Source organism: Pseudoxanthomonas beigongshangi, from assembly GCF_016820515.1.
Classification (GTDB): Bacteria; Pseudomonadota; Gammaproteobacteria; order Xanthomonadales; family Xanthomonadaceae; genus Pseudoxanthomonas_A; species Pseudoxanthomonas_A beigongshangi.
Map to the genome: position 1 here is coordinate 87,484 of NZ_JADHDV010000007.1, position 20,758 is coordinate 108,241.

General features: G+C 67.4%; 21 protein-coding genes. 15 read left to right on the forward strand and 6 right to left on the reverse strand.

What is annotated here, in order from left to right; translation table 11 throughout:
* The first annotated feature begins 249 nt into the window (after positions 1 to 249).
* From IQ458_RS07175 to IQ458_RS07205, 7 genes are all read left to right on the forward strand, one after another.
* Positions 250 to 1,167 carry an ATP-binding cassette domain-containing protein gene (locus tag IQ458_RS07175; protein ID WP_203322357.1) on the forward strand — a complete coding sequence of 306 codons (918 nt, stop codon included), beginning with the start codon at positions 250 to 252 and terminating at the stop codon, positions 1,165 to 1,167.
* Positions 1,164 to 1,934 carry an ABC transporter permease gene (locus IQ458_RS07180; protein WP_183644042.1) on the forward strand — a complete coding sequence of 257 codons (771 nt, stop codon included), beginning with the start codon at positions 1,164 to 1,166 and terminating at the stop codon, positions 1,932 to 1,934. The genes IQ458_RS07175 and IQ458_RS07180 overlap by 4 nt, the downstream gene beginning before the upstream one ends.
* A 112-nt stretch (positions 1,935 to 2,046) precedes the next feature.
* Complete coding sequence (gene hemP / locus IQ458_RS07185) at positions 2,047 to 2,250, forward strand: hemin uptake protein HemP (protein WP_183644039.1); 204 nt, start codon at positions 2,047 to 2,049, stop codon at positions 2,248 to 2,250.
* Positions 2,251 to 2,439: 189 nt separating this feature from the next.
* Positions 2,440 to 4,674, forward strand: coding sequence for a TonB-dependent hemoglobin/transferrin/lactoferrin family receptor (locus tag IQ458_RS07190; RefSeq protein ID WP_203322358.1), 2,235 nt, complete (start codon positions 2,440 to 2,442; stop codon positions 4,672 to 4,674).
* Between the two features lie 35 nt (positions 4,675 to 4,709).
* On the forward strand, positions 4,710 to 5,324 hold the full coding sequence (locus IQ458_RS07195; RefSeq protein ID WP_235996651.1) for a Hemin transport protein: 615 nt from the start codon (positions 4,710 to 4,712) through the stop codon (positions 5,322 to 5,324).
* The gene (locus tag IQ458_RS07200) at positions 5,321 to 6,271 is read left to right on the forward strand and encodes a DUF6607 family protein (RefSeq protein ID WP_425504652.1); all 951 of its coding nucleotides are present in this window, start codon (positions 5,321 to 5,323) and stop codon (positions 6,269 to 6,271) included. The genes IQ458_RS07195 and IQ458_RS07200 overlap by 4 nt, the downstream gene beginning before the upstream one ends.
* Before the next feature lie 7 nt (positions 6,272 to 6,278).
* On the forward strand, positions 6,279 to 7,493 hold the full coding sequence (locus tag IQ458_RS07205; RefSeq protein WP_203322359.1) for an MFS transporter: 1,215 nt from the start codon (positions 6,279 to 6,281) through the stop codon (positions 7,491 to 7,493).
* A 79-nt stretch (positions 7,494 to 7,572) separates the two neighbouring features.
* Here the strand turns inward: IQ458_RS07205 and IQ458_RS07210 are convergent, their stop codons facing one another.
* Genes IQ458_RS07210 through IQ458_RS07220 form a run of 3 tightly spaced genes read right to left on the reverse strand, consistent with a single transcriptional unit; the run spans position 7,573 to position 10,382 of the window.
* Complete coding sequence (locus IQ458_RS07210) at positions 7,573 to 8,937, reverse strand: PDZ domain-containing protein (protein ID WP_203322360.1); 1,365 nt, start codon at positions 8,935 to 8,937, stop codon at positions 7,573 to 7,575.
* A 28-nt stretch (positions 8,938 to 8,965) separates the two neighbouring features.
* Positions 8,966 to 9,823 (reverse strand): hypothetical protein, encoded by an 858-nt coding sequence (locus IQ458_RS07215; protein ID WP_203322361.1) that lies wholly within the window; start codon positions 9,821 to 9,823, stop codon positions 8,966 to 8,968.
* A complete protein-coding gene (locus IQ458_RS07220; protein WP_183644022.1) occupies positions 9,816 to 10,382 on the reverse strand; it encodes an RNA polymerase sigma factor in 567 nt (188 codons plus the stop codon). The genes IQ458_RS07215 and IQ458_RS07220 overlap by 8 nt, the downstream gene beginning before the upstream one ends.
* Before the next feature lie 125 nt (positions 10,383 to 10,507).
* On the opposite strand from IQ458_RS07220, the gene IQ458_RS07225 reads away from it, so the two are divergent.
* The 5 genes from IQ458_RS07225 to IQ458_RS07245 all read left to right on the forward strand — a co-directional run bounded on the left by IQ458_RS07225 (position 10,508) and on the right by IQ458_RS07245 (position 14,105).
* Positions 10,508 to 11,473 (forward strand): SPFH domain-containing protein, encoded by a 966-nt coding sequence (locus tag IQ458_RS07225; RefSeq protein WP_183644837.1) that lies wholly within the window; start codon positions 10,508 to 10,510, stop codon positions 11,471 to 11,473.
* Between the two features lies 1 nt (position 11,474).
* Positions 11,475 to 11,906, forward strand: coding sequence for an NfeD family protein (locus IQ458_RS07230; protein WP_203322362.1), 432 nt, complete (start codon positions 11,475 to 11,477; stop codon positions 11,904 to 11,906).
* A 188-nt stretch (positions 11,907 to 12,094) separates the two neighbouring features.
* Complete coding sequence (gcvT, locus tag IQ458_RS07235) at positions 12,095 to 13,204, forward strand: glycine cleavage system aminomethyltransferase GcvT (protein ID WP_203322363.1); 1,110 nt, start codon at positions 12,095 to 12,097, stop codon at positions 13,202 to 13,204.
* 105 nt (positions 13,205 to 13,309) lie between these two features.
* Positions 13,310 to 13,705 carry a glycine cleavage system protein GcvH gene (gene gcvH / locus IQ458_RS07240; RefSeq protein ID WP_141453884.1) on the forward strand — a complete coding sequence of 132 codons (396 nt, stop codon included), beginning with the start codon at positions 13,310 to 13,312 and terminating at the stop codon, positions 13,703 to 13,705.
* Positions 13,706 to 13,853: 148 nt separating this feature from the next.
* Entirely contained in the window at positions 13,854 to 14,105 is a 252-nt protein-coding gene (locus IQ458_RS07245; RefSeq protein ID WP_203322364.1) for a hypothetical protein, read from the forward strand.
* Positions 14,106 to 14,159: 54 nt separating this feature from the next.
* Here the strand turns inward: IQ458_RS07245 and IQ458_RS07250 are convergent, their stop codons facing one another.
* Entirely contained in the window at positions 14,160 to 14,510 is a 351-nt protein-coding gene (locus IQ458_RS07250; RefSeq protein WP_203322365.1) for a hypothetical protein, read from the reverse strand.
* 222 nt (positions 14,511 to 14,732) lie between these two features.
* Between IQ458_RS07250 and IQ458_RS19545 the strand changes: the two genes are divergently transcribed.
* Together IQ458_RS19545 and IQ458_RS07265 are read left to right on the forward strand one after the other, a co-directional pair.
* Positions 14,733 to 15,182: a hypothetical protein gene (locus tag IQ458_RS19545; protein WP_235996652.1), complete on the forward strand. Its 450-nt coding sequence runs from the start codon at positions 14,733 to 14,735 to the stop codon at positions 15,180 to 15,182.
* A 109-nt stretch (positions 15,183 to 15,291) separates the two neighbouring features.
* On the forward strand, positions 15,292 to 15,831 hold the full coding sequence (locus IQ458_RS07265) for an SRPBCC family protein (RefSeq protein ID WP_183644003.1): 540 nt from the start codon (positions 15,292 to 15,294) through the stop codon (positions 15,829 to 15,831).
* Positions 15,832 to 15,904: 73 nt separating this feature from the next.
* Here IQ458_RS07265 and IQ458_RS07270 read toward each other — a convergent pair whose 3' ends face one another.
* The gene (locus IQ458_RS07270; protein WP_183644000.1) at positions 15,905 to 17,281 is read right to left on the reverse strand and encodes a serine hydrolase domain-containing protein; all 1,377 of its coding nucleotides are present in this window, start codon (positions 17,279 to 17,281) and stop codon (positions 15,905 to 15,907) included.
* 178 nt (positions 17,282 to 17,459) lie between these two features.
* Positions 17,460 to 19,061: a GMC family oxidoreductase gene (locus IQ458_RS07275; RefSeq protein WP_203322366.1), complete on the reverse strand. Its 1,602-nt coding sequence runs from the start codon at positions 19,059 to 19,061 to the stop codon at positions 17,460 to 17,462.
* Between the two features lie 214 nt (positions 19,062 to 19,275).
* On the opposite strand from IQ458_RS07275, the gene IQ458_RS07280 reads away from it, so the two are divergent.
* Positions 19,276 to 20,643: an NTP/NDP exchange transporter gene (locus IQ458_RS07280; protein WP_203322367.1), complete on the forward strand. Its 1,368-nt coding sequence runs from the start codon at positions 19,276 to 19,278 to the stop codon at positions 20,641 to 20,643.
* Positions 20,644 to 20,758 lie beyond the last annotated feature (115 nt).

Consider the following 20,758-nt stretch of genomic DNA (forward strand, 5'->3'; position numbering starts at 1 on the left):
CACAACACATGACCAATCCCGCCGCGTGACTCCAACGTTCACACGGCGCCATGTACCCCCTCCTCCGTTCACGGGGGAGGGCCGGGGTGGGCGCAAGCCGAAGCCGATGATCTCGACGCTCCGTTCAGCCACCGAAAGCCATTCACACAAAACCACCACAACACATGACCAACGACACGGCGTGACTCCCGGCAGGGGAGTCCGCGAGGTGCCGATGCCGATACTGCGGCCCTATCCGCAGGAGCGGCCATGACCTACGCAATCCGGACCTTCGATCTGCAGCGCCGCTTTCCCGGCGGCTTCGGCGTGCAGTCGCTCAACCTGCATGTGCCGGCGGGCACCGTGTACGGCTTCCTGGGGCCGAACGGCGCCGGCAAGACGACCACGGTGCGCTTGTTGCTCGGCCTGCTGCATCCGGATCGCGGACGGGTGGAACTGTTCGGCCAGCCGCTCGCGCGCGATGACCGGCGGGTACTGTCGCGGGTGGGCGCGTTGGTGGAATCCCCTTCGCTGTATCCCCACCTCAGTGGTCGGCAGAACCTGGAAGTCACCCGCCGCCTGCTCGATCTGCCGCGCAAGCGCATCGACGAAGTACTGGATCTGACCGGATTGCGCGACGCCGGCGATCGGCGCGTGCGCGAGTATTCGCTGGGCATGCGCCAGCGCCTAGCGCTGGCCCTCAGCCTGCTGCCTTCGCCCGGCCTGCTGATCCTCGACGAACCCAGCAACGGCCTGGATCCCGCCGGCATCCTCGACATGCGCCGGCTGCTGCGGGAGTTGGCGCAGCAGGGCATTACCGTGTTCGTCTCCAGCCACCTGCTTGGCGAGATCGAGTTGATTGCCAGCCATGTCGGCGTGCTGCAGGCGGGGCAACTCCGTTTCGAAGGACGGCTGGAGGAACTGCGGTCACGCGCGCGCCCACGCCTGCAGATCCGCTGCGACGATCCCGCGCAGGCCGCCGAGACCCTGCGCCAGGCAGGCGAGCGGATCAGCGATCTCGATGCGGAAGGACTGAAGGTCCACCTGCATCTGCGCAGCGAACAGGACATCAATCGCCTGTTGGTCGGCCGCCGAATCGGTGTTTCCCATCTGGCGCGCGAGGCGGTGTCGCTGGAATCGCTGTTCTTCACCCTCACCGGCGATCCCGCGCAGGAGCAGGCGGCATGAGCGCGATCATTCCCGCAAGCCTGCGCGCGCTGTCCGCCGAATCGTTGAAACTGAAGGGTACGTTGGCACTGCGCCTTTGCTTCATCGCGCCGGGGCTGGTGGTGGCGCTGTCGGTGCTGCAATTGCTGCTAAGCAAGGGCGGGCAACCGCTGGCGACGCCGCTGCTGGCGTGGGAGCGCTTCATCCAGGGCGTGATGCTGCTGTGGGCGTTCCTGATGTTGCCGCTGTACGTGACCCTGCAGTCGGCGTTGCTCGCCGGCCTCGAACACGGCGAACGCCAGTGGAAGCACCTGTTCGCGTTGCCGGTTCCACGCAGCGCCCACTACCTGGGCAAGCTGATCATCCTGATCGGAATGGTGGCGCTGGCGACGCTGGTGCTGGCCGCACTGATTCCGCTGGGGGGATGGCTGCTGGTGCAACTGCACAATCCGCTCGGCATCGGCGGCCCGGTGCCCTGGGCCTTCCTCGGTCTGCGCGCGGCGGTCATCCTGGCCGCGTCCGCCTGCATCATCGGCCTGCACCTGTGGATCGCCCTGCGCTGGACCAGCTTCACCGTGGCGGTCGCGACCGGCATGACCGCCACCGTGGCCGGATTCCTGATCGGCCAGTCGGCCCGCTTCGGACCGTGGTATCCGTGGACGCTGCCGATGCAGGTGTTCGCGGGGCAGGGCGAACTGATGGGACAGGTCGCCGTGACCGGCCTGCTGGGCGGCGTAGCCGCCGTGGCGCTGGGTCTGTGGGACTTCGTGCGTCGCGAATACCCCTGAATTCCGGTCATTGACGGCAAGGGCGGAAACGCCAGCCGGGAATTGAAAAAAAGATTTGACTAGCCAATGAGAATCATTATCATTTGAGTGGCCCGACCCGGAGCCCACCACCATGATCTCGAACGTCACCTCATTGCCGAACGTCGAACCCCTGTCGCTGCGCGACCGTCTGCCTGCCCGGCCGGCCGCCCTCGCCGAGGACGTACTGGACAGCCACGTGCTGCTCAAGGGCCAGCGCGAAGTGCTGATCCGCCACGGCGACAAGATCTATCGCCTGCGCCACACCAGCAACGACAAGCTGATCCTCACCAAGTAACACCGCCGCCGCGGCCGCGCCCCAACGCTCTCTCTCCCCGGCGGGGCGCGCCGCCGCGGTGGTGACCTTCTCTCTCCGCCTGGGCGCCAGCCATCGGTTCGACCGGCCCGCCAGCCTTCCAGGTTTCCCGCCACCCACGGTGCGCACGCGTTGCGCGCCGGGAAACCGATCAAGGACTGCCGTACCCCGATGATTCGCCCAACCCTGCTTACCTCCGCATTGTGGCTGGCCTGCGCAAGCATGGCCCAGGCTGAGACGCCTGCCGACGCCGCATCCGCCGGCACAGCGCCCACCCGCGAGTTCGAACGCGTCCAGGTCACCGCGACCCGCAGCGAACGCGAGATCGCCGACGTGCCCAACACCGTCAGCGTGATCGACCGCGAACAGATGGACGATCACCTGGTACGCGACATCAAGGATCTGGTGCGTTACGAGCCGGGTATCAGCGTTACCTCGAGTTTCGGCCGGTTCGGCATGGGCGGATTCCGCATCCGCGGGCTGGACGGCAACCGCGTGCGCATCCAGACCGACGGCATCGCCGTCGCCGATGCGTTCTCGATCGGCAGCTTCTCCAACGCCGGCCGCAACCTGGTCGACCTGGACACGATCAAGCAGGTCGAGATCGTGCGCGGGCCTTCGAGTTCCCTGTACGGATCCGACGCGCTTGGTGGCGTGGTGTCGTTCATCACCAAGGACCCCTCCGACTATATGGGGGACGGCAAGGACGCCTACTTCGGCTTGAAGCTCGGCTACGAGGGCGACTGGAAGGGACTGTTCGGCAGCGCCACCGCCGCCTTCGGCGGCGAGCGCTGGAGCGGCCTGGCCGTGGTCGGCCATCGCCAGGGCAAGGAAACCGAGAACATGGGACGCGTCGGTGGCGAAGGCAGCGGTCGCACGCAACCCAATCCGCAGGAACGCGATGGCCGCAGCCTGCTGACCCGGCTGGTGTTCGCGCCGAACGAGCAGCAGCGCTTCCGCCTGACGGTGGAAGGCACCGAGGACAATGCCGATACCAACCTGCTCAATGCGCTGGGCTTCCAGTCGGCGACCCGTGCCACCAACACGGCGGTCACGGCCCGCGATCGCCAGACCCGCGCGCGCCTGTCGCTGGCGCATGAATGGGATGGACTCGATGCCGGCTTTGCCGACAGCATGGACTGGCAGATCTACCGTCAGGACAGTGAAACCACGCAGTACACCCACGAGGAGCGCATGCTGTCACCGCCGATCCTGCAGGACATCCGCGATCGCGTGTTCAATTTCGATCAGCGCACCTACGGTCTGCAGGCGAATTTCCGCAAGCATTTCGAAACCGGTGCCGCGCAGCACGATCTGAGCTACGGCGTGGACCTGGCCTGGACCCGCACCCGCCAGAAGCGCGACGGCGTGCGCACCTTCCCGCTCACCGGCGTGACCACGCCGGTGATGGCCCCCGACAGCTTCCCCGTGCGCGACTTTCCCAACAGCGAAACCACGGTCGGCGCCTTGTACATGCAGGACGAAATCGCGATGGTCGATGGCCGCCTGCGGCTGATTCCCGGCCTGCGCGTGGACCACTACCGGCTCAAGCCGAAGATGGACAACATCTTCGCCGAGGACAATCCCGGCGTTCGCGCGGTCAGCCTCAACGAGACCAGTATTTCGCCCAAGTTCGGCCTGGTCTGGCACTTCAACGATGAATGGTCACTGTTCGGCGGCTATGCGCGCGGCTTCCGTTCGCCGCCGTACAACGACGTCAACATCGGCTTCACCAACGTCCAGTTCGGCTATACCGCCATCGCCAACCCCAATCTCAAGCCGGAAACCAGTGACGGTCTGGAACTGGGCCTGCGCTTCTCCGGTGATGCCGTCTACGCCAGCCTGTCCGGTTACTACAACCAGTACGACGACTTCATCGAGTCCAGCCGCAACATCGGCTTCAATGCCGAAGGGCTGATGGTGTTCCAGTCGCAGAACATCGCCGAGGCCGAGATCTACGGCGCCGAGGTGAAAGCGGGCATCGACTTCGGCGCGCTGTCGCCGAGCTGGGACGGCTGGTCGATGCGTGGTTCGGCAGCGTGGTCGCGCGGCAAGGACAAGACCGACGACACCTGGCTCGACAGCGTGGATCCGCTGACCGCGGCGCTGGGGCTGGCCTACGACCAGGCGCAGTGGGGCGTGGAGCTGGCGGGCCGTTTCGTCGGCCACAAGACCCGGGCTTCCAACTCGAACATCTACCGGCCCGGTGGCTACGGCGTCCTGGATTTGTTCGCGCACTGGGAATTCGCACCCGGCGCGAAATTCAACCTGGGCGTGTTCAATCTGGGTGACCGCCGCTACTTCGATGCGGGTGATCTGACGACGGTGGTGGTTCCGCGCGACATGCTGGACCGCTACACCGCGCCGGGGCGGACCCTGTCGGCCAGCGTTGCGGTGAGCTGGTAGCCATGGTGGCGCGCGCGCTTCCGCCGGAAGTCCGGATGCCGGGCGATTGGCGGGAGGCCGCGCGCCTGCCGCACCCGCGTCAGCTCGCCGCGCTGGGCGCGGTGCTGTGCCTGTACCGCGCCGAACATGGCGGCGAGCTGGCCGGCTGGCAGCAGGCCGCCAGTGTTCGGGTCCGCGCCGGCCTGGACAGCGATTGCCTGCGCGAATCGCTGCAGTTCCTCGACGCCGGCGGCCGTTGCTGCTGGCGCCTGTTCCTGCTGCCCGACAGCGACTTCCTGGCCTGGGATCGCCTGTTGTCGCGTTGGCCGGAAGAGGCCGGCGCGGAATCCGCGGCCGGTGTCGGCGAGCGCTTGTGGCGCCGCCTGGCCGGCCGCCTGCGCGGCGAGCAGTGGCGAGCGGCAATCCTGCGCCTGCATGAACTGCCGGGCGAGGGCGGACGTCCGGTGCTGGCCGCCAGCCTGGCGCGGCTGTCCCCGCTCGGCGCCGCCACCGCGCGTGCGATTGCCCGCAACGAGGGCATCGATGACGAAACCCTGTCGGACGAGTGCTGCTGTCTCTCGTCCGCACCGTCGCGAATCCGCGACAAGCCACACGGTAGCTACCCGGATGCCGTGATTTCCTGGAAGCCAAACGAGAGAACCCACGCATGAAATTCCTGCCTCTTATCCTCCTGCCGATGCTGCTGGCCGGTGCCGGCGATGCCGCCGCGCAGAATGCCGATCCCGCCCGTGACCGCCAGTCGATCCTGGCCATGCAGGGCGAGTACACCGTCGATTTCGCCTTCGATGAAACCGTGTTGCTGCAGCCCGGCTACGAGCGCCAGGCGGCCATGCGCAGCGGTGGCGACGAGACCGTCATCGTGGTCGAGGACACCCCGCGCCGGATCGTCCTGCAGCACATCCTGGTGGATGCCAAGAGCGGCCATGTCACCAAGCACTGGCGGCAGGACTGGATCTATGAGGCCCCGCAGCGCTTCGAATTCAGTGCGGATCAGACCTGGACCCGCCAGGCCATTCCTGCCGAGGTCACCCGTGGCGCCTGGACCCAGTGCGTCTACGAGGTCAGTGATGCGCCGCGCTATTGCGGCACCGGTCGCTGGGACTACCGCGAAGGCCATCCGACCTGGACCAGCGACCTGTCCTGGCGTCCGTTGCCGCGTCGCGAATACACCCGTCGCAGCGACTACAACGCGATGTCGGTGATCAATCGCCATACCCTGACCCCGGGTGGCTGGACCCATGAGCAGTTCAACACCAAGGTGCTGCGCAAGCCCGATGGCGGCGAAGTGCAGCTGGCGCGCGAGTTTGGCTTCAACGATTACATCAAGACCAAGGAAATCGACTTCAAGCCGGCGTACGAGTACTGGAAGGGCACGTCTGACTACTGGGCCCGCGTGCGCACGCGCTGGGTGCGCTTCCTCGAGCGTGATACCGGTGTCCACCTCAAGACCAAGATCGACGGCATGGCGATGATCATCCCGCTGTTCACCCAGGCTGGCGAAGCACAGGAAGGCAAGGCGGTAAGCGATGCGGAAATCGACAAGGTGTTCGCGGCGTGGGTGGAACCGGCGCCGGCTGGCAGCACCGTCGCCAGGTAAGTCTTCGATGTCCGCGCCGTCGGCGCCGCCGCTGAAACTGCTGCCGCTGATCCTGGCCAACGCGGCGTGCATGATGGCGATGAACGCGTTCATCGCCCTGCTGGCACCGCTGGCGCGGACATTGGCGCTGAACGAATGGCAGGCAGGGGCGTCGGTGACCGTGGCTGGCGTGCTGTGGTTCCTGCTGGCGCGGCCATGGGGAAGGCTGAGCGATCGCTGGGGACGCAAGCGGGTGATTGCCACCGGCATCGCCGGTTTCGCGGCGGCCTATCTGGCGCTGGCGGCCGGGATCCATTGGGCCCTGCTGACGCTGCCGGGAACACTGGCGGGTTTCCTGCTGCTGCTGGCGGGGCGCGGCGCGATCGGCGCGTTCTACGCGGCGATACCCGCGGCGGCCAACGCGATGATCGCCGACCGCACGCCGGTCGAGCGGCGTGCGGCCGCGATGGCGACGCTGGGCGCCTCCAGTGCCATCGGACTGGTGCTCGGCCCATCGCTGGCCGGCTGGCTGGTGGGCGGGGGACTGGTGGTGCCGCTGTATGCGATGGCGGGGCTCGCGGTGGTCGCCCTGATCGTCGCGATATACGGACTACCCGGAGGCGACGCGCCGCTGGCGCCGCGTGACGCGACGCCGGTGCGGATGGGGGACCCGCGCCTGCGGATGCCGGTGGTCGTCGCGCTGGTGGCGATGGGCAGCGTCGCCATCGCCCAGATCTGCGTGGGGTTCTATGCGATGGATCGCTGGGGGTTGTCGCGCGAGCACGCCGGACGCGTGGCCGGCTATGCGCTGACGGCGGTCGGAGTGGCGCTGATTGCCGCGCAGGTCGGCGTGCGCCGCCTGCAATGGCCGCCGCATGTGTTGATCCGGCGTGGCGCGGTCGTGGCGATGCTGGGATTCCTGGTCGCGGGCTTCACCGCGGCGCCCTGGCAACTGATCGCCAGCTACTTCGTGATGGCGCTGGGAATGGGGCTGGTATTCCCGGCATTCTCGGCGATGGCCGCCAACGCGGTGGCCGCGCACGAACAGGGAACCGTCGCCGGCACCGTATCCGCCGCGCAGGGCATCGGGATGGTGCTGGGACCGCTGGCGGGGACGCTGCTGTACGGCATCGCACCGGCGGTGCCGTTCGTGGTCGGCGCTTTGATGTTGGCGTCGGTCGCCTTTTGGGTCGGCACGGCCCGCGAGCCCGCCGTTGCCCGGCCTGCCGACGAAGCGGCGTGAGCCTGCCGCGGCGCTGAAAAAAAAATGCCCCGGAGAGCTCCGGGGCAGGGGATTCACACGAATGTTCTTGTCGGAATACTCAGACCGGCACGCCCGGTGACGGGGGCGGCGGCGGCGCAGGCGGTGCCTTGGGCATCGCAGGCGCCCGCGGCGCCGTTGGTGGCGTGGGAGGCTGCGGAAAGGGCGCTCTGGCGTCGCCGCTGTATTCGTGGATCCGACCGTCGCGATCGACCATGACCACCTGCTGACGGCGGTTCGTGATCACGGCCGCAGGCGCGGGCGGTGCCGGCGGGGTGGGCACCGCAGCCGCGGCGGGGGGTGTTGGTGCAGCGGGAGGCACGGGTGAAGGGGGCGTCGGCGGCGCCGCCGGCGGAGCGGGCGGCGTGGGGGGAACGGGAATCCGCAGCGGCGTGGCGCGCGGAATCCGGACCGAACTGGTCGCGGTCCGGCGATCGCGAAGGTATTCCACCTTGACGGCGCTGTCGGCCGGTTTTCCGCGCAGGGCTTCCATCACCTCGCGCGGCGTCGCCACGTCCCGGCCTTCGATGCGGCGGATCACGTCGCCCGCCTGCAGGCCTTCCAGTTCCGGTCCGGTCGACAACACCAGCACACCGCTATCGGTGCCGAAGTAGCGACCCAGTTGCGGATCCACCGACGACAGGTTCAGTCCGTTCCAGCGATAGGCTTCGGCCAGCCGCGGCATCAGGCAGTCCTTGCCGTCGGTGCAGTCGGTGAGTTCCCGCACCCGCATCAGTTCACGCTGGATATCCGGCGTGATCGCCAGCTCGGCCGGGTTGAAGTCGAAGGTGCCGAAGTCGAAGTTGTCGATGGTCGCGAAGCCCTCGTCTTCCGGTGACAGGACGATGCGTGTCCCGCGTTCGCCGGTGGAACCGTCGTCGGTGAAGACCAGCACCGGCCGGCCGGCCTGGGGTGTGACCTGCACGTCATGGGCACCGCCGTCGCGCTGGAACGAGATCTTCACCGGTACGTCCACCTTCAGGCTCGACAGCGCAGCGCGTGCGTTTTCCAGGCGCTGTTCCGGCGTGCCACCCGCGATCGCCTTGCCGTTGATCTTCAGCAGCTGATCGCCGGAGCGCAGGCCGACCCGCGCCGCGCCGCTGTCCGGGGTGACGCCGGTAACGCGGACGCCGGTCCTGGCGTCCGGCGCCAGCAGCACGCCCAGCATCGGCCGGCGCTCGATGCGCTGGCGCATCGCCGCCATCTCTTCGCTGCGCGAGAGTTCGGCCAGACGCCGCGCCGCACGTTGTAGATCCTCGCGCGCCGATTCCAGTTCCTTGCGCTGCGCTTCGCGCGCGGCGGCGGATTGCACGTCGCCCGCCTGCGCCCGCGCGGTCCGGGCGCTGTCCTGGGCCTGGGTGGCGAAGGCCATGCCGATGGCGATGGCGAGCGCGGCGGCGCTCAGGTTTCGGATCTTGGATTTCATGATCACCTCGGGTTGTTCCTCGTGTTCCTCAATAGACCTGGGCGACCGTGCCATCGGCGCGGTACCCATTGGCCGCCATCCAGCGCTGGGTGCCTTCCACGCCCGTCAGCCGCTGCAGGACGGCGACCCGCTCGCGCCACAGGTCGACGCGGGTATCGGCGGACAGTTCGGGCTGCGACAGGGCGACGTCGATACCGGCCATGCGCTCGTTCAGGGCCGCGCTCAATGCCATGGCGGGGCCGCTGGCGACGCGGTCGTCGCGGATCTGCGAGAGCAGTGCTTCCAGGCGCGCGGATTCGGCGTACAGCGTTTCCAGTGTGGCGGGCGAACCACTCGTCGCCGTGTCCCCGGCCTCGGGCGCGGGCGCCCGATTGCCTGCGTTGGCCAGCGCGCTGTCGGCGGTTTGCCCGTCGCGTGTGCGCGCGTTGGAAGCGCGTCGGCGCTCGGTCGCTTTGGGCGATACCGAACCATGCTGCGGATCTGTCGTCGCCAGCGTCATGTCGCGCGGGACAGTGTCCGCGAGCGGCGCGGGGGGCGGTGCATCCTCTCCGTTCGACGCGATGGCCGTCGTCGGAACGGGCGATGGCGCGGGAGAGACGACCGGCGTCGCGGGAGCTCCCGCCGGTGACGTGTCAGCGGGCGTGCGCGCAACCGTCGTCGCCGACGACGGGTCGGGCGAGGTGTCGCGCCACGGCACCGCCACCGCGAGCGCCAGGCAGGCGGCGGCCGCGGCCGGAATCCAGACACGCGCACGCGAACGGCGTGCCGGCAGGGCCGTGGCGACCCGGCTCCAGCCGCCGGCGGGCGGGGTCTCTAGCGGCAAGGCGGCGAAGGCCTGGCCCCAGTCCTCGGGAGTCGGGCTCCCCGGTTGGCGTGCGTCAGGCATGGGCGGGTTCCTCGATCTGCAGCAGCGCCCGCAGGCGGCGGGTGCCGCGCGAGAGCTGCGATTTGGAAAAGCTGGGGGTGCGTTGCATCAGCCGGGCGATTTCCTCGTGCGTATAGCCTTCGGCGTGGTACAGCCACAGCACGCTGCGGGTCGCGGCCGGCAGCGCGCCGAGCGCCCGCTGCAGCAAGGCGGCATCGGCGGCGGCGGGCGGCAGGCGGCCGCCATCTTCCGGCAAGTCCTCCTCGTCCATGGCGATCTCCATGTCGAAGCGGCGGTTGCGGCGCAGTTTCATCAGCGCCTCGTTGACCGCGATCTGGCGCAGCCAACCCCAGAACGGGCTGCCGCCGCGGAAGTCGTCAAGGTGGTGGAAGAGTTTCAGCATGGTGTCCTGCAACACGTCGGAGGCTTCCTCTCGATCGCCACAGATGCGCAGCGCCAAGGTGAATACGGGCCGCTCGAACCAGCGGTACAACTGCTCGAAGGCGTCCTGCCGCCCCGCGCGGGCGCGGGCCAGGAGGGTGTCGGGCACGTCGATGGCAAAACTGGATACGGGTGGCATGCATTCATCCAGATGCCGGGGGTGGCAAAAGGGTCGCAGCCGGAATCACATTTGCCAGATCCCGGACCGGCGGTACCCCGGGGCCGTCTATACTCCCCTATAACTAAGGACAGAAGGGGGTAATGATGTTTTCTTCGGGTCTGACCACGTTCGTGGTCATCGCAATCGCCATCTTCATCGTCGTCACGTTCCTCAAGGGCGTGCGGGTGGTGCCGCAGGGGTACGAGTTCACCGTCGAGCACTTCGGCAAGTACACCCATACGATGTCCCCCGGGCTGCACTTCCTGATTCCCTACATGCAGGGCGTGGGACGCAAGGTCAACATGATGGAGCAGGTCTTCGAGGTGCCTTCCCAGGACGTGATCACCAAGGACAATGCCGTGGTGAAGGTGGACGGAGTGGTGTTCTTCCAGGTGCTGGATGCGGCCAAGGCGGCCTATGAAGTGGCCAATCTGGACCAGGCGATGATCGCGCTGGTGCAGACCAACATCCGTACCGTCATCGGTTCCATGGACCTGGACGAGTCGCTCAGCCAGCGCGAAACCATCAACGCCAAGCTGCTGGGCGTGGTCGATCACGCCACCAGCCCGTGGGGCGTGAAGGTCAACCGCATCGAGATCAAGGACATCCAGCCGCCGCGCGATCTGGTCGATTCGATGGCGCGGCAGATGAAGGCCGAACGCGACAAGCGCGCTTCGATCCTGGAAGCGGAAGGTTCGCGCCAGTCGGAGATCCTGCGCGCCGAGGGCGAGAAGCAGTCGGCGATCCTGGAGGCCGAGGGCAAGCGCGAGGCCGCCTACCGCGAAGCGGAGGCACGCGAGCGCCTGGCCGAGGCGGAAGCCAAGGCGACCTCGCTGGTGTCCGAGGCGATCGCCAAGGGCGACGTGCAGGCCATCAACTACTTCATCGCGCAAAAGTACGTGGAGGCCTTCAAGGAACTGGCGACGGCGCCCAACCAGAAATTCGTGTTGATGCCGATGGAGGCCAGCGGCGTGATCGGTTCCATCGCCGGCATCGCCGAACTGGCCAAGGACGCGTTGAGCCAGCAGCAGGCGTCGATCGCCTCACGGCCGCCGCGTATCGGAGGCTGAGATGAGCCTCAAGTTCGCGATCTGGGCCGGCGCCGCGCTGCTGCTGTTCGCGGCCGAGACGATGGCGCCGGGAGCTTTCATGCTCTGGTTCGGTTTCGCCGCCACGGCGATGGCGGTGGTGGTCCTGCTGCTGCCGGAACTGGGCTGGCTGTGGCAGGCGATCCTGTTCTCGGTGTTCGCGGTCATCTCGGTCGGCATCTACCTGAAATGGTTCCGCGGGCGTGGCCGCCGCAGCGATCAGCCGCTGCTGAACCGGCGTGCCGAACAGCTGATCGGGCGCGTGCTGGAACTGGAGCAGGCCATCGCCGGCGGCCTGGGACGGGTCAAGGTGGACGATGCCTTCTGGTCGGTCAGCGGTCCGGACTTGCCGGTCGGCGCGCGCGTCCGCGTGATCGCCGTGGACGGCATGGTCCTGAAGGTGCAGGCGCACTGACCCGTGCGCCACCGGCCGGGCCGTGTGCCCGGCCGGCGCGCCGAATCTCGGCTATCCCCCCGTCCGGAAACCCATTCCCCGGATGTCTTCCCTCGCACCGTTTCAGGCCTTCGCCGCACCATGCGGCGGCGTCGGGGGCATGGGCGCTCCCCATCTGGGATAATGGCGTTCTTTGCCCGGGAGCGGCCATGACCAAGAAGACCATCCTCAACGACACCCATCGCGCGCTCGGCGCCAAGATGGTCGATTTCGGCGGCTGGGACATGCCGATCCACTACGGCTCCCAGATCGAGGAGCACCACCAGGTGCGTCGCGACGCCGGCATGTTCGACGTCAGCCACATGACCGTGATGGACCTGCATGGTCAGCGCACCCGTGAATTCCTCCGCCATCTGGTCGCCAACTCGGTCGACAAGCTGAAGGTGCCGGGCAAGGCGCTCTATACCTGCATGCTGGATGCCAGCGGCGGGGTGATCGATGATCTCATCATCTATTTCATGGACGACGCGTTCTTTCGCCTGGTCGTCAACGCCGCCACCCGCGACAAGGACCTGGCGTGGATCCAGTCCCAGGCCGCCGCGTTCGACGTCGAAGTGAGGGAGCGTCCCGAGTTCGCGATGATCGCCGTGCAGGGCCCGACCGCCCGCGCGAAGGTCATCGGCCTGCTGCGAGAATCCGATCGCGCCGTCGCCGACAAGCTGTCGCGGTTTGCCGCGGTGCAGGCGCAGAGCACGGCCGGCGTGCCGCTGTTCGTCGCCCGCACCGGCTACACCGGTGAGGACGGTTACGAGATCGTCCTGCCGGAACAGGACGCGGTCGGGTTCTGGAACGCGCTGCTGGAAGCGGGGGTGAAGCCTGCCGGCCTCGGCGCCCGCGACACCCTGCGCCTGGAAGCGGGCATGAACCTGTATGGCCAGGACATGGATGAATCGGTCTCTCCCTACGAGGCCGCGCTGGCCTGGACCGTCGCCCTGGACGCGGGCCGCGACTTCATCGGCCGCCCGGTGCTGGAGCAGCAGAAGGCGGATGGCGCGCCGCGCCAGATGATCGGCCTGGTGATGGACGAGAAGGGCGTGCTGCGGCACGGCCAGAAGGTCCTGACCGCCAACGGCGATGGCGAGATCCTGTCGGGCACGTTCTCGCCCACCCTGGGCAAGGCCATCGCCTTCGCGCGCGTGCCGGCCGGCGAGCCCGGTGTGGTCCGCGTGGACATCCGCGGCAAGGAAGTGCCGGTGCGGGTGGTGAAGTTCCCGTTCGTCCGCGACGGCCAGGCCCAGCCCGGCGTGCTGGGCGAATGACACGAGGGTGGCCCGGCTTCGGCCGGGCCACTTTCATGCCCGGCATAAGCAGCTAAACTAGCGTCCTCTTTCCCGCCCACCCGTTACAAATCCGGAGTAGCCAACATGAGCGAGATTCCCGGCGATCTCAAATTCCTGAAGTCCCACGAGTGGGCCCGCGCTGAAGGCGATCGCCGCGTCACCGTCGGCATTTCCGATCACGCGCAGGGCCTGCTCGGCGACCTCGTCTATGTCGAACTGCCGAACGTCGGCGACCGCGTCGAGGCAGGCAACGCCAGCGCCGTGGTCGAGTCGGTGAAGGCGGCGTCCGACGTGTACAGCCCGGTCACCGGCAAGGTGATCGAGGTCAACGCGGCGCTGGCCGACAAGCCCGAAACCATCAACGAGGATGCCTATGGCGAAGGCTGGATCTTCGTGGTGGAAGCCGAGGAGCCGGAGCAGCTCAACGAGCTGCTGTCCCCCGACGACTACGCCGAGCTGCTGGAAGACGAGGACCACTGAGTCCGGCATCTTCACCCAGCCTGGACCGGCCGCCTCGCGCGGCCGGTTTTTTTTTGCCTCCCCGTCCGGCAACGTCGTGACGGACGGGAGGCGCGATGCAGGTGAATCGGGAGCGCGGCGTCCGGAGCCGGGTGACGGAATTCCGTCGATGGTTTTCTTCCATGCCTCGCCGCGGGCGATCCGCTCGTCGACGCGAACGGTGCCGACGACGGTGCCGGACACGACCGGCGATGCCGCCAGACGGATGCCGGCATGCATCGTCGGCCATCGATCCGACGTCGTCGAAGTGTCGTCGGACGACCGCGAAGACGGTCGCGAAAGCGGATTTTTTTTGCGCAGATCCGCGCAATCGGGCTTGTGCGCCGCCCCAAACCGGACCGCCCAGCGGAAAAATTTTTAGGTGCCGTTTAGCCCTCCGACGGCAGCTCCGCGATGCTGTCGCGGGGAGCGCGAATCACGATCCGGATTCCGCATCAGGCAAATGCATGTCAAAAAAGCGCTCGTTTTTGCGCTTTTTTTTTCTTGCCGCTTCAGCGCCGACGTTGCTGGCGGGATCCGTTACCGCGATTTCCCATCCTCGTTCGCCGCCATCCCGGCGGGCAGGCGGCGGCGGCGGCCCCAAAAAAATTTCGCCGAGGTGTTGACACGTCCAAAAACCGTGATTAGGTTTCGCGCAGCAGAGAGTGCTGCGGAAGCGAGTGAGTCGGATCAATACGACAGCGCGAGTGACAACAAGGCCAATCGTCCCAGCCCAGGCAGCGGCGGACGCAGGGCTCGCTTCCCCCGAAAAAATGACCAGCACCATCCATTCCGCACCCGTGTCGCCCGGCGACCCGGGTGTTTTCGTATTTGTAGGGGACCACGTCAGAAGGGTCCCGACAAAAGAATCCGGTTCAACGCGCCTGGCGCGTCGACGGTTGCCTGCGGGTCCGACTCCCGCGGCCAATTCCGCAACTGGGCCTGCCTTCGGGCAGAGGTGTCGTACCCCGATGTACCCAATCCAAGTTCACTGACGAGGAGCCATCACATGGCAATGAAGAAAGCTGCTAAGAAGAAACCTGCCAAGAAGGCCGCCAAGAAGGCGACCAAGAAGGCAGCCGCCAAGAAGACCGTGAAGAAGGCCGCCAAGAAGGCTGCCAAGAAGGTCACCAAGAAGGCCGCCAAGAAGACCGTGAAGAAGGCTGCCAAGAAGGTTGCCAAGAAGCCGGCCAAGAAGGCTGCGAAGAAGGCAGCGAAGAAGACTGCGAAGAAGGCCACCAAGAAGGCTGCCAAGAAGGTCGCCCGCAAGCCTGCGAAGAAGGCTGCGAAGAAGGCCACCAAGAAGGCTGCCAAGAAGACCGTGAAGAAGGCCGCCAAGAAGGCTGCCAAGAAGCCGGCCAAGAAGGCTGCGAAGAAGGCCGCCAAGAAGCCTGCCCGCAAGTCCAAGAAGAAAGCGGCTCCGGTCGCGCTGCCGGCCACCCCGGCTCCGCTGATCTAAGCCAAACCCCGATTAGCCGTATCCATCAGACTCTCTCCCTGTGCCCAGCAGGGGGAGAGTTTTTTTTTGCGCGGGATTAAGCTGGCGGCCGTCGAAGCGGAGGAATGACATGAAGTTGCTGAAATGGGCCCTGGGCATCCTGGTCGTGCTGGGCGTGGTGCTGGTGGCCGGAAGCCTGTTGCTGCCGGCGCGCACCCACGTCGAACGTTCCATCACCATCCAGCGGCCGCCGGCGGAAGTGTTCGCCACCCTCAATTCGTTCCGCCGCTTCAACGAGTGGTCGCCCTGGTTCGCCGCCGATCCGCAGGCCAAGTACACCTACGAAGGCCCCGCCGAAGGCGTGGGCGCCAGCATGCGCTGGTCCGGCAACCAGGCGGTCGGAACCGGCAGCCAGCGGATCACCGGCAGCCGCGCGCCGGAGCAGGTGATCGTCGCCCTGGATTTCGGCGGCCATCCCTCCGTCGCCACCTACACGCTGGTGGCCGAGGGCGGCAACGCGACCCGGCTGACCTGGGCCTTCGATACCGAACACGGCTACAACCCGATATCGCGCTGGTTCGGCCTGCTGTTCGATCGCATGATCGGCGCCGACTACGAGCGTGGCCTGGGCCAGCTCAAGACCGTGCTGGAGCAGGCGCCCGCGCGCTGATCGAATCCGCGGTCCAAAACCGGCGCGCCCCGCGGATAGCGGGGCGCGTGCGGAACATCGCGGGTAGTGGACGTCAACGCGGTGAGGCGGTTGCCTGGCTGGCGGCGGCGCCGCTCTTGTTGTCCGGCTGCGGCGAATCGGCCATCAGCAGATCGCTGGTATCCATCGGCGTGTCCAGCCACTGTTGCGGCGGCAGGCCCATCGCGCGGTCCAGGATCGTCGGCAGCAGGCCGGATGGTACCGAGCTGTCGCTGTTCCAGAGGATGGCGATGCCCAGGTCGCGCTCGGGCACCAGCGCGACCATGCCGCGATAACCCTGCACGGCGCCGGCGTGGAAGACCACCGGGTGGCTGGCGTAGTCGAACACGCGCCAGCCCAGTGCATAGCCGGCGGAATAGATGCGATCGCGGCGCCAGCCGGCCCGCATCTCGCCCGGCGTGGACACCAGCGAGGCATGCAGCGTGGCCAGCAGCGGCGCCGGCAGCACGTCCTGGCGATGCCCGGTCTGCGCGACCAGCCACTGCGCCATGTCGCTGATGCTGGCGTTGACGCCGGCGGCCGGGGCCAGGCGGTAGTAGGTCGGCTTGGGCGTCAGGGCGACCCAGCCATTACGGCTGCGCACGTGCGGACGCGCCCAGCGCGCGCTGTTCTCGATGCCCTCCAGTCCCAGGCTGGCGTCGTTCATGCCCAGCGGCTTGAAGATGCGCTTGTCGACCGCCTGTTCGTAGAAACCGCCGGTGGCGGCGAACACCACGTCGCCGAACACGCTGAAGGCGACGTTCTGGTAGGCGTAGCACTGGCCGGGCACGCAGCTCATGGGCGCGTAGGCCAACTTCTGGGTCACCGCGTAATAGTCGGCATTGCCCTCGATGTCGCGATCGAAGGCGTTGTGGGCCTGCAGGCCGACCCGGTGGCTCAGCAGATCCGCCACGGTCACCTGGCGGGTCGCCATCGGATCACTGAGGCGGAAGTTGGGCACGTAATCGGCCACCCGGCTGTCCCAGCGCAGCGAGCCGTCGTTGACCAGCAAACCGGCGAGGGTGCCGGCGAACGCCTTGGAGAGTGACGCCAGCCGGAACACGGTGTGTCCGTCGATCGTCTGCGGCGCGCTGACGTCGGTGACGCCATAGCCCTTCGCCGTCAACACGCGGCCGTTGTGGACGATCGCCAGCGCCAGGCCGGGAACGCGTTCGCCCAGGGTCAGCTGTTGCGCCATGGCTTCGAAACGGGCGACGTCGAAGCCAGGCGCGAGCGCGGGTGCGGTCGCGGCGGCAACCGTGGCGGCTTGAGCGGCGGGAACGGAAGTCGTGGCGGTCGGGGCCGGCGAGACGGTGCGGGCGGCGCCGACGGGCGGCGTCTGGGCCGTGGAAGCCAGCGTCAGAGGTATCAGCAGTCCGAGCAGCCCAATACGGAACGGGCGCAACGGCCGCCGAGTTACCTTCTTCTTCATGTACTGATCGCCTGCGCAACGGTTGCTGGACGCGATAATAACGTTGCTGTTTCAGATTGCACAAATGGCGGCAACTTCCGCACGCATGTCGTTCATCTAGTTGAAGATCCGGGTGTCGTCCGTCGCATTTTCGGCGCGCCCTGTTCAGCTCCCTGAGCAGGCATTTTCAGCAGGTAATTCAGTGCGCAACGCGAAGGGGATCATGGCCACGGATGAGGTCGGCAGCACGTTCGGCAATCATCATCGTCGGCGCGTTGGTATTGCCGCCGATGAGGGTGGGCATCACCGAGGCATCGATTACCCGCAGTCCGTCGATGCCGTTCACGCGAAGCTGCGGATCCACCACCGCGTTGCCGTCGTTGCCCATCCGGCAGGTGCCGATCGGGTGATAGACCGTCTCGGCCTTGGCGCGCACGAATGCCGCCAGCCCGGCGTCGTCCAGATCGTCCCGGACCGGGAAGATCGGCGTGCCGCGATAGTCGTCGAACGCACGCTGGGCGAACAGCTCGCGCGACAGCCGCGCGCATTCGATCATCATCTTCAGATCGAAGCCCTCGGGATCGCTCAGGTAGTTGGCTTCGATGCGGGCCGGGGTGCGCGCGTCCGCGTCCTCCAGGCGGATGCGGCCGCGACTGCGTGGACGGAGGAAGCAGGCATGCAGCGTATAGCCGTCACCGGCCAGGCGATGCCGCCCGTGGTCGTCGAGCATGGCCGGCACGAAGTGCAACTGGATATCGGCATGCGGGTCGGGGGCCAGCGACGAGCGAACGAATGCGCCGGCTTCGGCGATGTTGCTGGTGCCGGGGCCGCGATGCCCGCGCAGGAAATAGTCGAAGGCCGTCTTCAACTCGCTGGTACGGTCGTAGGTGACCGGCCGGGTCGAATGCCGCAGCGTGCAGATATCCAGGTGATCCTGCAGGTTCAGGCCGACCTGCGGCGCGTCCATCCGTACCGTGATGCCGTGCTGGCGCAGATGATCGGCCGGTCCGATCCCGGACAGCATCAGCAACTGCGGCGAATTGATCGCGCCTCCGGCCAGCAGCACTTCCCGCTCGGCGCGCACCCGGATCTCGCGGCCGCGGTGGGCATAGGCCACGCCGACCGCGCGGCCGTCCTCGATCAGGATGCGGCGGGCGAGGGTGCCGGTGCGGACTTCCAGATTCGAGCGGTGCCGCACCGGATGCAGGTAGGCCACGGCCGAGGAGCAGCGCGCGCCATCCTTCTGGGTGACCTGGTAGAAACCGAAACCCGATTGCGCCGGCCCGTTGAAATCGTCGTTGCGGGAGTAGCCGGCCTGTTGTCCGGCCTCGATGAAGGCGGAGGACAGTGGGTTGGTGTAGCGCAGGTCGGACACGTGCAGCGGACCGTCTGCGCCATGCAGCGCGTCGGCGCCGCGGCTGTTGCGCTCGGAGCGCTTGAAGTAGGGAAGCACGCCCTGCCAGTCCCAGCCCTCCGCGCCTGCCGCATCCCAGCGGTCGTAGTCCTCCGGCACGCCGCGGACGTAGCACATGGCGTTGATTGAACTGGAGCCGCCCAGTACCTTGCCGCGCGGCCACCACAGGCGCCGGCCGTCGAGTTGCGCTTCCGGCACGGTGTCGTAGTTCCAGTTCACGCCCTTCTGGCCGACCAGCCTGGCCAGTCCGGCCGGCATGTGGATGAAGGGATGCCAGTCGCGGGGGCCGGCTTCCAGCAGCAGCACGCGGCAGGCGGGATCTTCGGAGAGGCGGTTGGCAAGCACGCAGCCGGCCGAACCGGCACCGATGATGATGTAGTCGTACACGTGGAAGCCTGCAACCGGGATGGATCGAAGCTATCGGGCGGGGATAGAGCAAATGCTCGGCGGGCCTCGACCAGATGCGCGCCTTCCGCAGCGACGGAACACAGCGGCGCCTGAAAACGCTGGCGATGTTGCAGTGCATCGGATACCTTGCGCGCGTGACGCCGGCCGCAGTGCCCGTCCTTCCCATCCCGGCGGCCAGGCGACGGCAATCCGCATGAATTCTCCCGCTCACGAAGCCTCCCGTCCCACCGGCTTTCGCCAGGTGATTTCGCAGTTGGGCGTGGATTCCCCGGCCCTGTGGTGGTCGCTGCTTTATTTCTTCTGCCTGCTCAGCGGCTACTACGTCCTGCGCCCGGTACGCGACGCGATGGGCGCCTCGGGCGATGTCGCGGCGGTGTTTCCCGCCCGGTTGATCGGCTGGGCGGGGCAGCACGGCATCGACCTCAAGGACTTCACCCTGCAGGTGCTGTTCACCGGCACCTTCGTCTGCATGGTGCTGCTGCAGCCCATCTATGGCGCGCTGGTGTCGCGATACCCGCGGCGGGTGTTCCTGCCGGTGGTGTACCTGGCTTTCATCGCCTGCCTGGGGTTCTTCTACTGGGCCTTCAACCGGGAACTGCCGGGACGCGGCGCGGCGTTCTTCATCTGGGTGGCCGTGTTCAACCTGTTCGCGGTCTCGGTGTTCTGGAGCTACATGGCCGACGTGTTCGACAACGAGGACGCCAAGAAGGTCTACGGCTATATCGGCGCCGGCGGCACCACCGGCGCGCTGGTGGGCCCGACGATCACCAGCCTGCTGGTCGAACGCATCGGCGTGGGCAACCTGCTGCTGGTCTCGGCGCTGTTCCTGGCGGTATGCCTGCTGTGCATCCTGCGCCTGCGGCCGTGGGCGGTGCGCCGCGAGCAGCGCAACCGCGAGGCCAGCGGCGAGGATGCGATGGGCGGTTCGGTGCTGGCCGGCCTGCGGCTGGTCTGGCGGGATCCGCTGCTGCGTTCGCTGGCGATGCTGATGTTCTTCGGGGTCGGCGTCGGCACCCTGCTGTACAACGAGCAGGCGGCGATCGCGCGGCAACTGGCGCAGGACGCTTCGCGGACCGCGTATTACGCCAACCTGGATCTGGGCGTGAACCTGCTGACCATCCTCGTGCAGGTATTCCTGACCCGTTGGCTGCTGCGCCGGTTCGGCATCGCGCCGCTGCTGCTGATACCGGCCACCGCCATCCTGCTGGGCTACGCGCTGCTGGCGGCCGCGCCGCTGCCGGCGCTGATCTGGGTGGTCCAGGTGGCGACCCGCGCGGGTGAGTTCTCGCTGGCCAAGCCAGCCCGCGAAACCCTCTACACCCGGGTCGATCGCGAATCGCGCTACAAGGCCAAGGCGGTCATCGATACCGTGGTCTACCGCGGCGGCGATCTCAGCTTCGTCTGGTTGCACAAGGCGCTGTCCGCGCTGGGGTCCAGCGTGGTGTTCCTGGTCGGTATCGGCGTGGCCGCCGGCATGACCCTGGGCGCATGGCGCGTGATCCAGGCGCAGCGCCGGTTGCCGGAACCGGCGCCGGTCGCCGCCGAGGGCAAGGCGGCCTGAGGTGGGGACAACGGTGGACGGACCGGCAAGACCGTCCAGCCAACGCCTGGAGACCGGGCACGACGCCGCCCTCGCGTTCGCGCCGATGTCCCGGCTTCAACAGGAACCGCCTGAA